At 68.8% G+C, this 13,086-nt stretch carries 15 protein-coding genes; 10 read left to right on the plus strand and 5 right to left on the minus strand.

All coding sequences use genetic code 11. The features are described 5' to 3' along the window. Positions 1–2 precede the first annotated feature (2 nt). Positions 3–965, minus strand: a complete 963-nt coding sequence (locus CEK29_RS21555; protein ID WP_094859296.1) for a Bug family tripartite tricarboxylate transporter substrate binding protein — start codon at positions 963–965, stop codon at positions 3–5. 70 nt (positions 966–1,035) lie between these two features. Beyond that, positions 1,036–2,559: an argininosuccinate lyase gene (gene argH, locus CEK29_RS21560; protein ID WP_094859297.1), complete on the minus strand. Its 1,524-nt coding sequence runs from the start codon at positions 2,557–2,559 to the stop codon at positions 1,036–1,038. Positions 2,560–2,689: 130 nt separating this feature from the next. Between argH and CEK29_RS21565 the strand changes: the two genes are divergently transcribed. From CEK29_RS21565 to rimO, 3 genes are all read left to right on the plus strand, one after another. Then, entirely contained in the window at positions 2,690–3,625 is a 936-nt protein-coding gene (locus CEK29_RS21565; RefSeq protein ID WP_094859298.1) for a LysR substrate-binding domain-containing protein, read from the plus strand. Between the two features lie 171 nt (positions 3,626–3,796). Further along, positions 3,797–4,048 (plus strand): helix-turn-helix domain-containing protein, encoded by a 252-nt coding sequence (locus CEK29_RS21570; protein ID WP_094804618.1) that lies wholly within the window; start codon positions 3,797–3,799, stop codon positions 4,046–4,048. Between the two features lie 89 nt (positions 4,049–4,137). Then, positions 4,138–5,565 carry a 30S ribosomal protein S12 methylthiotransferase RimO gene (gene rimO / locus CEK29_RS21575; protein ID WP_094859299.1) on the plus strand — a complete coding sequence of 476 codons (1,428 nt, stop codon included), beginning with the start codon at positions 4,138–4,140 and terminating at the stop codon, positions 5,563–5,565. 60 nt (positions 5,566–5,625) lie between these two features. On the opposite strand, the gene CEK29_RS21580 is transcribed toward rimO, so the two are convergent. Continuing rightward, positions 5,626–6,198: a ferritin-like domain-containing protein gene (locus CEK29_RS21580; protein WP_094804620.1), complete on the minus strand. Its 573-nt coding sequence runs from the start codon at positions 6,196–6,198 to the stop codon at positions 5,626–5,628. 244 nt (positions 6,199–6,442) lie between these two features. Between CEK29_RS21580 and CEK29_RS21585 the strand changes: the two genes are divergently transcribed. From CEK29_RS21585 to CEK29_RS21600, 4 genes are read left to right on the plus strand one after another with little or no spacing between them, the layout of a single operon-like run. Beyond that, positions 6,443–7,030 (plus strand): TIGR00730 family Rossman fold protein, encoded by a 588-nt coding sequence (locus CEK29_RS21585; RefSeq protein ID WP_094859300.1) that lies wholly within the window; start codon positions 6,443–6,445, stop codon positions 7,028–7,030. A 16-nt stretch (positions 7,031–7,046) separates the two neighbouring features. Continuing rightward, a complete protein-coding gene (locus tag CEK29_RS21590; RefSeq protein WP_094804624.1) occupies positions 7,047–7,631 on the plus strand; it encodes a hypothetical protein in 585 nt (194 codons plus the stop codon). Further along, positions 7,628–8,254, plus strand: a complete 627-nt coding sequence (locus CEK29_RS21595; protein ID WP_094859301.1) for an HAD hydrolase-like protein — start codon at positions 7,628–7,630, stop codon at positions 8,252–8,254. Before CEK29_RS21590 ends, CEK29_RS21595 begins: the two co-directional genes overlap by 4 nt. A gap of 13 nt (positions 8,255–8,267) precedes the next feature. Then, positions 8,268–8,891, plus strand: coding sequence for a pyridoxamine 5'-phosphate oxidase family protein (locus CEK29_RS21600; protein ID WP_094804628.1), 624 nt, complete (start codon positions 8,268–8,270; stop codon positions 8,889–8,891). A 9-nt stretch (positions 8,892–8,900) separates the two neighbouring features. On the opposite strand, the gene fmt is transcribed toward CEK29_RS21600, so the two are convergent. Continuing rightward, positions 8,901–9,851, minus strand: a complete 951-nt coding sequence (gene fmt, locus CEK29_RS21605; protein ID WP_094859302.1) for a methionyl-tRNA formyltransferase — start codon at positions 9,849–9,851, stop codon at positions 8,901–8,903. A gap of 296 nt (positions 9,852–10,147) precedes the next feature. On the opposite strand from fmt, the gene CEK29_RS21610 reads away from it, so the two are divergent. The 3 genes from CEK29_RS21610 to CEK29_RS21620 are packed head-to-tail and all read left to right on the plus strand — an operon-like array spanning position 10,148 to position 12,650. Next, positions 10,148–10,891, plus strand: a complete 744-nt coding sequence (locus CEK29_RS21610; RefSeq protein WP_094859303.1) for a GntR family transcriptional regulator — start codon at positions 10,148–10,150, stop codon at positions 10,889–10,891. Between the two features lie 54 nt (positions 10,892–10,945). Continuing rightward, complete coding sequence (locus CEK29_RS21615; RefSeq protein WP_094859304.1) at positions 10,946–11,902, plus strand: Bug family tripartite tricarboxylate transporter substrate binding protein; 957 nt, start codon at positions 10,946–10,948, stop codon at positions 11,900–11,902. 25 nt (positions 11,903–11,927) lie between these two features. Continuing rightward, positions 11,928–12,650 (plus strand): aspartate/glutamate racemase family protein, encoded by a 723-nt coding sequence (locus CEK29_RS21620; RefSeq protein ID WP_094859305.1) that lies wholly within the window; start codon positions 11,928–11,930, stop codon positions 12,648–12,650. A 6-nt stretch (positions 12,651–12,656) separates the two neighbouring features. Here CEK29_RS21620 and CEK29_RS21625 read toward each other — a convergent pair whose 3' ends face one another. Further along, positions 12,657–12,974 (minus strand): helix-turn-helix domain-containing transcriptional regulator, encoded by a 318-nt coding sequence (locus CEK29_RS21625; protein ID WP_094804765.1) that lies wholly within the window; start codon positions 12,972–12,974, stop codon positions 12,657–12,659. Positions 12,975–13,086 lie beyond the last annotated feature (112 nt).

Raw genomic sequence — 13,086 nt, forward strand, 5'->3', positions numbered from 1 at the left:
GCTCAATCGAGCTGGATTCTGGCGTGCTCGATCACGTCAGCCCAGCGCCGGGTATCGGACTCGATCAGCGCCTTGAGTTCGGCGCTATCGCCGGGCAGCGGACGCGCGCCCTGCTCGGCCAGCAGATTTCCCATCGCCGGCTCGCGCGCAATGGCGAGCACCGTGTCCTGGAGCTTCTGCACCACGGCGGGTGGCGTGGCGGCGGGCGCCATCAGCGCCGACCACGACTCGGTCTCGGCGCCGCTCACCCCCGCCTGCGCGAAGGTGGGCACGTCCGGAATCGCCGGGCTGCGCTCGGCGCTGGCCACGCCCAGGATGCGGATCTTGCCGGACTTCATATACGCCTGCACGGTCGGCAGGTTCACGAACAGGACCTGGATCTGCCCCGAGAGCAGATCGGCCGCCGCGGGCCCCGCCCCCTTGTACGGCACATGGGCGAACTCGACGCCGGCGCGGTACATGAACAACTCGCCCAGCATGTGATTGACCGAGCCGATGCCGGCCGACCCCATGTTGAGCTTGCCCGGATTGGCGCGCGCGTAGGCCACCAGCTCCTCGATGCTGCCAGCGGGCGTATCGGCCGACACCGCCAGCACGTTGGGCACCGTGGCGAACAGCGCGATGGGCACGAAATCGCGGGAAGGTGAGTACGGCAGGTTCTTGCTCAGCAGCGGCTGGATGACCTGATTGCCCATGGTGGCATACAGCAGCGTATGGCCGTCGGGCGCCGCCTTGGCCGCATACGCCGCGCCGATGTTGCCGCCGGCGCCGGGCTTGTTGTCCACGATGACCGGTTGCCCCAACTTCTCGGCCATGCGCGTGGCGAACAGTCGCGCGGTCAGGTTGACCGTCCCGCCCGGCGCGAACGGCACCACCACGTCGATCGGCCGGGTCGGATAGGACTGGGCCTGGGCGGTGGCGGCGAGCGCGCCGCAAAAGGCCATGGCGACGATGACTTTCTTCATGTTGATTTCCCCTTGTCTGCTGTTGTACCGGTTTTGGCGATGACCGCCCGCCGGCATGCGTCGTGCTCGCTCAATGCGCCACGCCGGCCGGCATCGCGCTCAGCGCGCGCGCCCGTTCCTCGAGTGCCAGCGCGGCGGCATCGATCCGCTCCTGGATGGCCTCGAACTCGCGCTCGGCGCCGCGCACGGCCTCGCGCTGGGCCATCAGGCGGGCGCGCACGGCCTGCGGCGCCGGCCCGCCGGCGGATAACCGTCCGGCCACATTGCGCGCGGGGTCCAGACACGCGGCGACATCCGCCGCGGCCAGGCCCGCGTCGCGCCCGAGCTGCTCGCGGGTGGCGGCGTCGATCATGGCCACCGTGATGCCGCTGGCGCCCAGGCCGGCGTCGAGCGCCTGACGCACGACCGCGCCGATGATGTGATGCGCCTCGCGGAACGAAAGATCGGCCTGCCGCACCAGCAGGTCGGCCAGATCGGTGACGGTGGAGAAGTCCTGCGCCGCGCGCGCCGCCATGCGCGCGCCATCCGGCTCCACCTGTTCCACCAGCAGGCGCACCAGGGCCAGGCATTTGAGGGCCTCGTCGGCGCTCTCCCAGCAACTGCGCGTGCTCTCGCGCGAGCTGTCGCCCGAATGCGTGAAATGGGTGGACTTCACGACGGTGAACGCGCCCGAGGTCAGTCCGATCAGGTGCGCCGTCTTGCCCCGCAGATACTCCAGCACGGCGGGGTTTTTCTTCTGCGGCATGATGCTGGAGGTGCTCGCGATGCTGTCCGGGAACGTGAGATAGCCGAATTCCGGGGTGGACCAGATATAGAAGTCCTGCACCATGCGGCTGCAGGTAATCATCATGATCGAGAGCGATGCGCTGAGCTCGAGCGCGAAGTCGCGCGACGCCACGCCATCTAGCGCATTGGCCAGCGGCCGCGAGAAGCCCAGCAGGGCACTCGTGTCGGCCCGATCGATCGCGAACGAGGTCCCGGCCAGCGCGCAAGCGCCGAGCGGGCAGCCATCGAGTGTCACCAGACCATGCAGGATGCGGTCGAGGTCGCGCAGCCAGGCATCGGCCAGCGCCGCGAGGTAATAGCCGTAGGTGATCGGCTGCGCGGCCTGCATATGCGTGTAGCCCGGCATCACATGCTCGGCATAGCGCTCGGCCTGATCCAGCGCGGTGCGCGTGAGCGCCAGCAGCGCCTGCCCCACGCTCAGCGCGTAGTCACGGGCACGGATGCGGTCGTTGGTGGCGCCGATGTCGTTGCGGCTGCGCGCCGTGTGCAGACGCCCTCCCGCGTCGGCCCCGACCAGCTTGATCAGGTGAGCCTCGTAGTTGAAGTAGGCTTCCTCGCGCGCCGGGTCGAGCTCGACGACGTCCGGCCCGTCTTCGCGCATGCGCAGCAGTGCGCCGGCCAAGGTGCGAGCGATGGACTTCTCGAGCAGACCCTGGCGGTCGAGCATGAGCAGATGCGCCAGGTTGATCTGCGTGAGCACCTCGAAATTGTTGGCGAAAAACGCACGCGTGGTGCGCGGCTGGAACAGGTACTGAATGACTTCGGGCGCGGGGGCTTGCCGCAAGCGTCGGCTGACTTTCGATTCCATGATTCGTCGCGGTGAGTGATCGTGAAGTCAGTGTGCGGCGCGCGCAATATATGCGTCAAATCAGGCGTTTACAGCTATCCATACAATTTTGATATGATCTGAACACCTCATTCCCGCAACGAGCCGCGCCGTGAATTTCAAGCAGATGGAGGCCTTCCGGGCCGTCATGAAAACCCGTTCCATGACGGCGGCGGCGGGCCTGTTGCATACCTCGCAGCCCAACATCAGCCGCTGGATCGCGCTGCTCGAAGCCGCGGTCGGCTTCACGCTGTTTCAGCGCAGCGGCACGAAACTCATCCCCACGCCCGAGGCCGAAGCCTTTCACGAGGACGTGGAACGCGCCTTCATCGGCCTCGAATCCCTGGGCGAGAGCGCCAGCTCGATCCGCCGCCGCGGCACCGGCACGCTGCGCGTCGGCGCCGTGGGATCGATGACGCAATGCGTGATTCCCGAAGCCCTGCTGCGATTTCGCGAGGCCCATCCCGATATCCCGGTGCAGATCCAGATGGGCCGCTCCGACGTGGTGGCCAAGTGGACCGCCACGGGCTACTGCGACATCGGCTACGCCTCGCTGCGCACCGAGTCTCCCGGTCTGCGATTCGAATCGATCAACGTGGCGCAAGGCGTGGCGATCGTCGGGCGCCAGCACCGGCTGGCCGGACGCGCCGTCCTGCATCCCGCCGACTTCGCGGGCGAGCCCTTTATCTCGCTGCCGGGCGGCAGCATCAACCGGCTGGAGATCGACCGGCATTTTTCCGACGACGCCCGCATCCCCGCCATCGAAACCCCCTACGCGCCCACGATCTGCACCATGGTGGCCAAGGGTCTGGGCGTCTCGATCGTGAGTCCGGTGGTGTCGCGCATTCTGGCGCTGCCCGACCTCTGCGAAATCCCCTTCTCGGGGGAGGTGCCCTTTCACACCTATGCGGTCACGTCCGAACACTTTCCGATGAGCCACCTGGCCAAACAGTTCGCGCTCTGCGTGCGGCAGGTGTTCGAGAGTCTGGCCCCGCCCGCCGCGCCGCGCACCCGCCGTGGCGGCGCCGGCCGGGCACGCCGCGCCTGAGCCCGGCCGGCCCGACGACAGGCTCGCGTTCCTACGGCAATGCCGTATAATGGCGCCCCATCCCCTGCCGCCATGCACGCCATGGCGGCGTGAATCCGGAACGGGAGCCGGCCTCGGGGCCTCGGCATGGACACACGCCAGCCCGACGCTCTCCCGCACAACGACCCACCCATGAACAAGTCCCCCCCGCCGGTGCATGCCGCCCGGTGGCAGGCGGCGCATATCAGCGAAGCGCGTAGCCGCGTCGGCCTGCCTCAGGCCGACTTCGCGGCACTGCTGGGCGTGAGCGTGCGCACCCTGCAAGACTGGGAGCAAGGCCGGCGCAATCCGTCGGGCGCGGCCAAGACCCTGTTGCAGGTCGCCATGCTGCACCCCGAAACGCTGCGCGGTCTGCCTCCCTGGCATGCCAACGAACCGGCCTGAATCCCGAATTCGCCGCGGCCCCGCCGGCCCGGCCCCACGAAATTCCGCCGCACGACCTCGATCGGTGCGCGAACCTACGGTGAACTAGAATGGAAATTCTCGAAACGTCCCGGCCCGGCAAGGGCCCCGGCAAGCCCGCCAATGCAGACGCGTCCGCCGCCTCGACGCTGGCCGACACCATCGCCGCCGCCAACGCGGACGGCCGCATCCCGCGCGTGGGCTTCGTCTCGCTGGGCTGTCCGAAGGCGCTCGTCGATTCCGAGCGCATCCTTACCCAGCTGCGCACCGAGGGCTATCAGGTCACGGCCGAGTACGCCGACGCCGACGTGGTCGTGGTCAATACCTGTGGCTTCATCGACAGCGCCAAGGCCGAGTCGCTCGAAGTGATCGGCGAAGCGCTGGCCGAGAACGGCAAGGTCATCGTGACCGGCTGTATGGGCGTGGAAGAATCCGCGATCCGCAAGGTGCACCCGAGCGTGCTGTCGGTGACCGGTCCGCAGCAATACGAAGAAGTGGTGCGCGCCGTGCATAGCGCCGCCCCGCCCCGAGCCGACCACAACCCCTATCTCGACCTGGTGCCGCCGCAAGGCGTGAAGCTCACGCCGCGCCACTATGCGTACCTGAAGATCTCCGAAGGCTGCAACCATCGCTGCAGCTTCTGCATCATCCCGTCGATGCGCGGCGATCTGGTGAGCCGCCCGGTGGGCGACGTGCTGAGCGAGGCCGAGCGCCTGGTGAAGGCCGGCGTCAAGGAGCTGCTGGTGATCTCGCAGGACACCAGCGCCTACGGTGTCGACGTGAAATTCCGCAGCGGCTTCTGGAACGGCCGCCCCGTCAGGACGCGCATGACCGAGCTCTGTGAGGCCCTGTCGGAGCTGGGCGTCTGGACGCGCCTGCACTACGTCTACCCGTATCCCCACGTCGACGAGATCATCGGCCTGATGGCCAACAACAAGGTGCTGCCGTATCTGGACATCCCGTTCCAGCATGCCAGCCCGCGCGTGCTCAAGCTGATGAAGCGCCCCGCGTTCGAGGACAAGACGCTCGCCCGCATCAAGAAGTGGCGCGAACAATGCCCCGACCTGACGCTGCGTTCGACGTTCATCGTGGGCTTCCCCGGCGAAACCGAAGACGACTTCAAGTATCTGCTGGACTGGATGAGCGAGGCTCAGCTGGATCGCGTGGGCTGTTTCCAGTACTCGCCGGTCGAGGGCGCGCCCGCCAACCTGCTGGCCGACCAGGTGCCCGACGAGGTCAAGCAGGACCGCTGGGAGCGCTTCATGGAGCACCAGCAGGCGATCTCGACCGCGCGGCTGGCCAAGCGCGTGGGCCGCGAAATCGATGTGCTCATCGATGAGGTCGAAGAGGAAGGCGCGATCGGCCGCTCGAGCGCGGACGCACCCGAGATCGACGGCTGCGTGTACGTCACCACCGATCAGGCCGTGAAGCCGGGCGATATCGTGCGCGTGCGCGTGACCGACTCCGACGAATACGACCTGTACGCGGAACAGATCTGAGCGATCGCTCCGCGCGTGACCGCAAAAAAACCGCGAGGCGTGCCTCGCGGTTTTTTTTCGTCAGTTCTTGGCCAGGAAGTCCGACAGATCGTCGGCGTGCTCTTCTTCGGCGGCCAGGATTTCTTCGAGCAGACGGCGCGTGGTGGGATCCTGATCGCCGACGTACTCGACCATCTGGCGATAGCTGTCGATGGCGATGCGTTCGGCGATGAGGTTCTCGCGGATCATGTCCTGCAGCGTGTCGCCTTCGACGTACTCGGCGTGGCTGCGCTTTTGCAGGCCGTCCGGCGAGAAATCGGGCTCACCGCCCAGTTGCACGATACGCTCGGCCAATCGGTCGGCGTGCGCCTGCTCTTCCGCGGCGTGCTCGGCGAATTCGGCGGCCACGGGCTCCGCGTTCAGGCCGCGGGCCATGAAGAAATGGCGCTTGTAGCGCAGCGTACAGACCAGTTCGGTGGCCAGCGCTTCGTTCAGCAGACGCAGCACGGTCTCGCGATCGGCGCGATAGGTGTCGGTGACGGCGCCGGACTCGATGTCGCGGCGGGCGCGGGCACGAATGGCCTCGATGTCCAGGTCAAACTTCGCGTGACCGTTGGCGCCCTGCGCGGACGACTTCACATTGGACTGTTCCATTTCGTTTGCTCCTTCTCGTTGAGTTCGGCACGGCGTCCTGTGACCCTGGGCGCGCAGGGACCTCGAGAATCGACCTGCCTGCGCCGCGCGCCGTGCCCGACCCTTTCAGCAAGCGCCGTGCCCGGGGCGCGGCGACGCCCCCGGGGACTTTGCGTACACTAGCTACCAAGACCAAAAGTAACCACGCCCGAGGGGCGGCGCGCCTCCCGGGGCACGCGTCCCGTGCGGGGCGCCTGAAGCATCCATGACACTGAAGACTCTTTGCGTGTATTGCGGCTCCAATAGCGGCCGCCAGACAGACTACGAAGCCCAGGCCCGGGCGCTCGCCCAGGAGATGGTCCGCCGCGACATCGCGCTGGTCTATGGCGGCGCCGCCGTGGGCATCATGGGCGCGGTGGCCGACGCCGTGCTCGAGGCCGGCGGCCGCGCCATCGGCGTGATTCCCGAGAGCCTCATGCAGAAAGAGCTCGCGCACCGCGGCCTGACCGAGCTGCACGTGGTGCAGTCGATGCACGAGCGCAAGACCATGATGGCCGAGCGCGCCGACGCCTTCGTCGCGCTGCCCGGCGGCGCCGGCACCCTCGAAGAAATCTTCGAGACCTGGACCTGGGCCCAGCTCGGCATGCACAAGAAACCCTGCGGCCTGCTCAACATTGCCGGCTACTACGACGCGCTCGCCACCTTCCTCGACCATACCGTCGACGAACGCTTCATGCGGCCCGAGCACCGCGCCATGCTGGCGATCGACAGCGATCCCGCCGTGCTGCTCGACCATTTCTCGGCCTATGTCCCTCCCACCGTCTCCAAGTGGATCGACAAAGGCGAACACTGACCTACACTGCGCCCCCATGACCTCCGCCAGCCCTGCCACCACGCTTGCGCGCCTGCGCGATTACTTCCACGCCAAGGACGAAAACCGGCCGCATTACATGGCCCGGACCTTCGCGCCGAACGCGCAGCTCGACATGCGTCTGAATACGCAGGCGATCGCTTTCCCGCCGCAGGCACGCGGCCTGGAAGCCATCACCGACACCCTGGTGCGCAAATTCGGCCAGACCTACGACAACGTCTACACCTTCTATCTCGACCGCCCCGCCGACGACGCGCGGCTGGAGCGCTATAGCTGCGACTGGTTCGTCGGCATGACCGAGAAGGCGACCGGCCTCGTGCGGGTGGGCGCGGGCCGCTACGACTGGGAGTTCCAGGCAGAACCCTACCTGGCGCGCCGCCTGACGATTTCGATCGACACGATGGAAGTGCTGCCCATCGAGCACACCGAAGCGGTGCTGAGCTGGCTGACCACGCTGCCGTATCCCTGGACCGACGCGGCGCGCGTGGTCTCGGGCGCCCCGCCGGTGGAGGCGCTGGCGCCGGTGATGCACTGGCTGCGCCGCGGCGAACGCGACCGGCATCCCGACGGTGGCACGGCATGAAATACCCGCTGATCGCCTTCGATTTCGATGGCACATTGGCCGACACGCTGCCCTGGTTCGAATCGATTCTGGATGACGTGGCCGAGCGCTACGGCTTTCGCAAGACCACCGCCACCGAACGCCGCGCGCTGCGCCGGCAAGGCGTGCAGGAGATTCTCAAGTTTCTCGGCATCCCACTGTGGAAGGCCCCCGCCATCCTGATCCACGTGCGCGAACGCATGAACGAAGCCGGCCCGCAGATCCCGCTGTTCGACGGCGTCGCCGACGCCCTCACGCAATTGCGGGCGCAGGGCGTGAAGCTCGCGGTCGTGAGCTCGAACGCCACCGAAAACGTGCAGCGCGTGCTCGGCCCCGAGATCAGCGCCCTGTTCGATGACTTCGAATGCGGCACGGATCTGTTCGGCAAGGCCGCCAAGCTCGAGCGCCTGATGCAGCGCCACGGCGTCACGCCCGCCCAGACCGCGCTGGTCGGCGACGAGGTGCGCGACGTCGAGGCCGCGCGCAAGGCCGGCGTGGCCAGCGTGGCCGTGAGCTGGGGCTACAACGATGCCGAGGCGCTGCGCGCCGAACGACCCGACGCCCTGCTCGCCTCCGTGGGCGAGCTCGGCACCCATCTGAGCTGAACCGCGAGACGACATGAGCCTCGATCCCCACCGCATCACCGACGCCGCCGCCCTGCACGCGCTGTATGGCGAGCCGGCCCAGCCTTCGCTCGCCAAAGAGGTCGATTACGTGCATCCGCACTATCGCGCCTTCATCGAAGCGGCGCCGTTCGCGGTGCTGGCCACCCAGGGCGAAGGCGGCCTGGACGCGTCGCCGCGCGGCGACCCCTCGGGCTTCGTGACCGTGGCCGACGAGCGCACGCTGCTGCTGCCGGACCGCCGCGGCAACAATCGCATCGACAGCCTGCGCAACATCCTGCAGGATCCGCGCGTCGCATTGCTGTTTCTGATTCCCGGCGTGGGCGAGACCCTGCGGGTCAATGGCCGCGCCGAGATCAGCGTCGATCCGGCGTTGCTCGCGCGCTTCGAGATGGACGGCAAGCTGCCGCGTTCGGTGCTGCGCATCCACGTGGATACGGTGTACTTCCAATGTGCGCGCGCCATCGTGCGCTCGGGCCTCTGGGACCCCGCGCGCCAGATCGAACGCAGCGCCCTGCCGAGCACGGGCCGCATCCTGGCCGATGTCTCGGCCGGCACGATCGATGGCGTCAAATACGATCAGGAACAGCCGGCGCGCCTGCGCGCCACGCTTTACTAGGCCGGCGCGTCAGGCACCCGCCACGGGCTGCCAGCCGCGCACGAACACCTCCACGGGCTGGCGCTTGCCGCCCGCCTTCTGCAGCTCCAGCAGGCGCAACACGCCCTCGCCGGTAGCGAGATCCACGCCCGCGCTGCTGGCGCTCAGCACGGTGCCCGGCGCGGCGGTCGTCTGCTGCGGCAGCGCCTGCGCCTGCCAGACCTTGACCGGATCATCCAGCCCCGCCAGACGCACGGTGGCGCCCGGCACCGGATTGAAAGCACGGATACGCCGTGCCAGCACCTCGGCGGGCTGCGACAGGTCGAGCGCCGCTTCGCTCTTCTCGAGCTTGGCGGCATACGTCACACCCTCTTCGGGCTGCTTGCGGGGCGTGAGGCCCGCGCCCGCGAGCGCCTCGAGCGCCTGCACGATGGCGTCGGCACCGCTGCGCGCCAGCGCGTCGTGCAACGCGGCCGCCGTCGTATCGCCGTCGATCGGCACGACGGTCTCGAGCAGCATGTCGCCGGTATCCAGCCCCGCATCCATCTGCATGATCGTGACGCCGGTGCGCGTGTCGCCGGCCTCGATCGCGCGCTGGATCGGCGCCGCGCCGCGCCAGCGCGGCAGCAGACTCGCATGGATGTTCAGACAACCGAGCCGCGGCAGATCGAGCGTCCATTGCGGCAGGATCAGACCGTACGCGGCCACCACCATCACGTCGGGCGCGATGGCCTCGAGCCGCTCGCGCGCGGCCTGCGCCTCGTCGGGATAGCGGCCGTCCAGGCGCAGGCTGCGCGGCTGCGCCACCTCGATGCCGGCGGCGAGCGCCGCCTGCTTGACCGGGCTGGGCGTGAGCTTGAGACCCCGGCCGGCCGGGCGATCTGGCTGGGTCAGCACCAGCGGCACCTCATGGCCGGCGGCCAGCAGGGCTTCGAGGGCGAGACGGGCGAAATCGGGAGTACCGGCAAAGACGAGACGCATGAGGAATCCAGGAACGACGAGTGACGACGGAGCACGCGGCTCCGGCCGCGCCGGTGGCGGCGCGCAGGCGCTATTGTCCGGCCAGATCCCCCCGCGCGCCAAATCGCGCGGCGCGGGCCGGGCGTTCGGATGCCGGACCGTCGGGCGAAGGCCCGCCAGGTGCGGTGCTGGCGGGCCATGGGCTGCCGGGCCGGCACGCGTCGGTCCGACAGGCCAGGCACCGGGCGCGCCCGGATTGATATATCAGGCCCCGCTTCGAATAATGGAGCCTTGACTTGCCCGCAGCAGGAGTTCGCATGACCCCGCCGAGCGCCATCACCGCCGCCGATCGCATTCGCGCCGATCTCGAAGAACAGATCGCCAGCGCCACGCTGCCGCCCGGCGCCGCGCTCGACGAGACAGCGCTGGCGCTCGCCTATGGCGTGTCGCGCACGCCGGTGCGGGACGCCCTGTTGCAACTGGCCGCGCGCGGCTTCGTGCGCATCGCGCCGCGCGTGGGCATCTTCGTGAATCAGCTCTCGCCCGACGAGCTGGCCAATATGTTCGAAACGCTGGCCTACCTCGAAGGCCTGTGCGCCGGTCTGGCCACGCGCCGGATCTCGCAGGCGGAGCGCGAGGCGCTGGCGCAGGCGCATGAAGCCTCCCGCCCGCGTGCCGATGGCGCGGGCTACGGCGCGGCCAACCATGCGTTTCATGCCCTGCTCTATCAGGCCTGCGGCAATCCCTATCTCACCGAACAGATCGTCGCCATCCGGCGGCGCACGCAGCCCTATCGTCTGCGCCACTTCGACCAGCCCGACCGCGTCGCGCACTCGTGGCGCGAGCACGGCGTGATCGTGCGCGCGGTGCTCGCGGCGGACGCCGACGCGGCCACACAGGCCGCCACGCGCCACATCGTGGTGGGCGGCCGCCAGTTTCGCGCATTCGCCGCGCGCTTTCCGCAGGGCCTGTTCCACGAGGCCGACGAACCGGCGCCGCGTGCCGCGCCGCTCGACTGGCTTTACGGCGCACGCGCCGGCAGCGCCGCGCTGCCGCACTGATGCCGTCGTCGTTCCGTTCCCGCCTCCGGCCCGGGCCGGCACCAGGAGACTGATTTGCTCGCTCGATGGATACGTTGTGCTGCCCTCTTGCTGCTCTGCGCGGCCGCGTCCGCGCAGGCCCAGCAGGCACCGCTCAAGATCGTGGTGGGGTTCTCGCCCGGTGGCGGCGTGGACACGCTCGCGCGGCTGCTGGCGCAGCAACTGGCCGACCCGCTCGGCCGGCCGGTCGTGGTCGAGAACCGGCCCGGCGCGGGAGGTACCATCGCGGCCGAGGCGGCACGCCGCGCCGAGCCCGATGGCAATACGGTGCTGCTGGCCGACACCTCGCTCATCGTCGCGCCGTACATCTACCCCACCCTGCCGTTCCGCCTCGAACGCGACTTCGTACCGGTGGCGATGGTGGGTGAAGCGGGCCTGGCGCTCGCGGTACCCTCGAATCATCCCGCGCGCGACCTCCCGGAGTTCATCGCCCTGGCGCGCCAGGCCCCCGGGCAATACACCTATGCCACCGTGGGCGTCGGCTCGATGCATCACCTCGGCGGCGAGCTCTTCAAGCGCCTGAGCAAGACCGACCTGGTGCATGTGCCCTACAAGGGTGGCAGTCCGGCCGTACAGGCGCTGCTGGGCGGCCAGGTAACGATGGCCATCTCCAGCCTGCCCGCGGTCATGCCGCTCGCCAGCAGCGGCCACATCCGCATCCTCGCCGTGCTGTCGGAAGATCGCTTCGCCGGCCTGCCCCACGTTCCCACCGCGAGCCAGACGCTGCCCGGCTTCGAGACCACGCCGTCCTTGTTCCTGCTGGCGCCGGCGGGCACGCCGCGCGCCGCGCTTCAGCGGCTGGAGTCCGTCCTGCCACAGGTGCTGCAGCGGCCCGCGCTGCAGCAGGCCTTCGTGGCGCAGGGCTCGCAGATCTCGTACCTGTCGGCGCCCGAGCTGGCGCAATGGTTGCCCGCGCAACAACAGCGCTGGGGCGATCTGATCGCGCGCAGCAAGCTCGAGTTCGGCCAATAACCCCCTCTCCCGGAACCCGATCGCCATGTCCGCTACGCCTGCTCCCGTCCTGCACGGACTCATCGTGCCGCCCGCCGCCGGCGAGGTGCCGGCCGACGGCGCGCTGCTGTATCCCCACCTGTCGTTCCGGGCCAGCGGCCTGGGGCTGGGGTCGGTCACGCCCGCGGGCTACGACGCCGTCATCGACGACGTGGCCGCGCATGCCTGCAAGCTCGCCGAGGCCGGTGCCAGCGTGATCTCGCTGATGGGCACGTCGCTGAGTTTCTATCGTGGCGCGGCGTTCAATCGCAGCCTGACGGAGGCGATGGCCCGCGCGACCGGCCTGCCCTGCACGACGATGAGCCACGCGGTGGTGCGCGCGCTGCGCACGCTCGACGCACGGCGCGTGGCGCTGGCCACGGCCTACGTGAGCGACGTGAACGACCGCCTCGAAGACTTTCTGCGCGAGGAAGACTTCGACGTGCAGACCTGCCACAGCCTGGGCATCAGCGGCGTGGACGCCATGGCGCGTGTCAGCACCGACACGCTGGTCGCGCTGTGCGAGGCCGCGCTTGCCGACGCCCCGGGCGCGCAGGCCATCCTGCTCTCGTGCGGTGGCCTGCTGACGCTGGAGGCGATCGCGATCGTCGAAGCGCGGCACGGGGTGCCCGTCGTGTCGAGCTCGCCGGCAGGCTTCTGGGATGTCGTACGCCTGGGCGGCCACGACCCCGCCGCCGCGGGCAAGGGCCGCCTGTTCGCCCCCCGCTGAGCCTGCCTAGTCGAGGCGGTAGTGCCCCGAGGCATCCAGCGGCCGCACCGCCAGGCGCAGGCCCAGGGCATGCAGAATCGCCGTGAGGCTGCTGAGGCCGGGGTTTCCTTTGGGCGACAGCGTGCGGTAGAGCTGCGTGAGGTTGAGGCCGGATCGATCCGCGATCGATTGCATGCCGCCGCAGGCCTGCGCCAGCTGGCGCAGCGTGATGAGCAGTTCGGCCTGTTCGCCGCTTTCGAGAATATTGTCGAGCATGGCCAGCGCATACGCCGGATCATCGCGATAACGCCCAGCCATTGCCTCGTCGTGCGGAATACTCTTCATGGCCTGTTCCATCCTCCCTCCCTGTTGGGGTCATCCTATTTTCGTTTGGCGACGAACCCGCGGCAACGTCGAGCGTCGGGCGCAGACAACAAAAAACCCCGCAAAAGCGGGG

This window comes from Bordetella genomosp. 5 (genome assembly GCF_002261475.1).
In the GTDB taxonomy this organism is placed as follows: Bacteria; Pseudomonadota; Gammaproteobacteria; order Burkholderiales; family Burkholderiaceae_B; genus Bordetella.

What these genes read in the sequence shown, in the direction of transcription:
- CEK29_RS21555 (WP_094859296.1), bottom strand. Translation starts at nt 965, where the DNA reads ATGAAGAAAGTCATCGTCGCCATGGCCTTTTGCGGCGCGCTCGCCGCC.
- CEK29_RS21620 (WP_094859305.1), top strand. Translation starts at nt 11,928, where the DNA reads ATGTCCGCTACGCCTGCTCCCGTCCTGCACGGACTCATCGTGCCGCCC.
- CEK29_RS21570 (WP_094804618.1), top strand. Translation starts at nt 3,797, where the DNA reads ATGAACAAGTCCCCCCCGCCGGTGCATGCCGCCCGGTGGCAGGCGGCG.
- CEK29_RS21590 (WP_094804624.1), top strand. Translation starts at nt 7,047, where the DNA reads ATGACCTCCGCCAGCCCTGCCACCACGCTTGCGCGCCTGCGCGATTAC.
- CEK29_RS21580 (WP_094804620.1), bottom strand. Translation starts at nt 6,198, where the DNA reads ATGGAACAGTCCAATGTGAAGTCGTCCGCGCAGGGCGCCAACGGTCAC.
- CEK29_RS21585 (WP_094859300.1), top strand. Translation starts at nt 6,443, where the DNA reads ATGACACTGAAGACTCTTTGCGTGTATTGCGGCTCCAATAGCGGCCGC.
- CEK29_RS21625 (WP_094804765.1), bottom strand. Translation starts at nt 12,974, where the DNA reads ATGAAGAGTATTCCGCACGACGAGGCAATGGCTGGGCGTTATCGCGAT.
- CEK29_RS21595 (WP_094859301.1), top strand. Translation starts at nt 7,628, where the DNA reads ATGAAATACCCGCTGATCGCCTTCGATTTCGATGGCACATTGGCCGAC.
- CEK29_RS21600 (WP_094804628.1), top strand. Translation starts at nt 8,268, where the DNA reads ATGAGCCTCGATCCCCACCGCATCACCGACGCCGCCGCCCTGCACGCG.
- CEK29_RS21610 (WP_094859303.1), top strand. Translation starts at nt 10,148, where the DNA reads ATGACCCCGCCGAGCGCCATCACCGCCGCCGATCGCATTCGCGCCGAT.
- rimO (WP_094859299.1), top strand. Translation starts at nt 4,138, where the DNA reads ATGGAAATTCTCGAAACGTCCCGGCCCGGCAAGGGCCCCGGCAAGCCC.
- fmt (WP_094859302.1), bottom strand. Translation starts at nt 9,851, where the DNA reads ATGCGTCTCGTCTTTGCCGGTACTCCCGATTTCGCCCGTCTCGCCCTC.
- argH (WP_094859297.1), bottom strand. Translation starts at nt 2,559, where the DNA reads ATGGAATCGAAAGTCAGCCGACGCTTGCGGCAAGCCCCCGCGCCCGAA.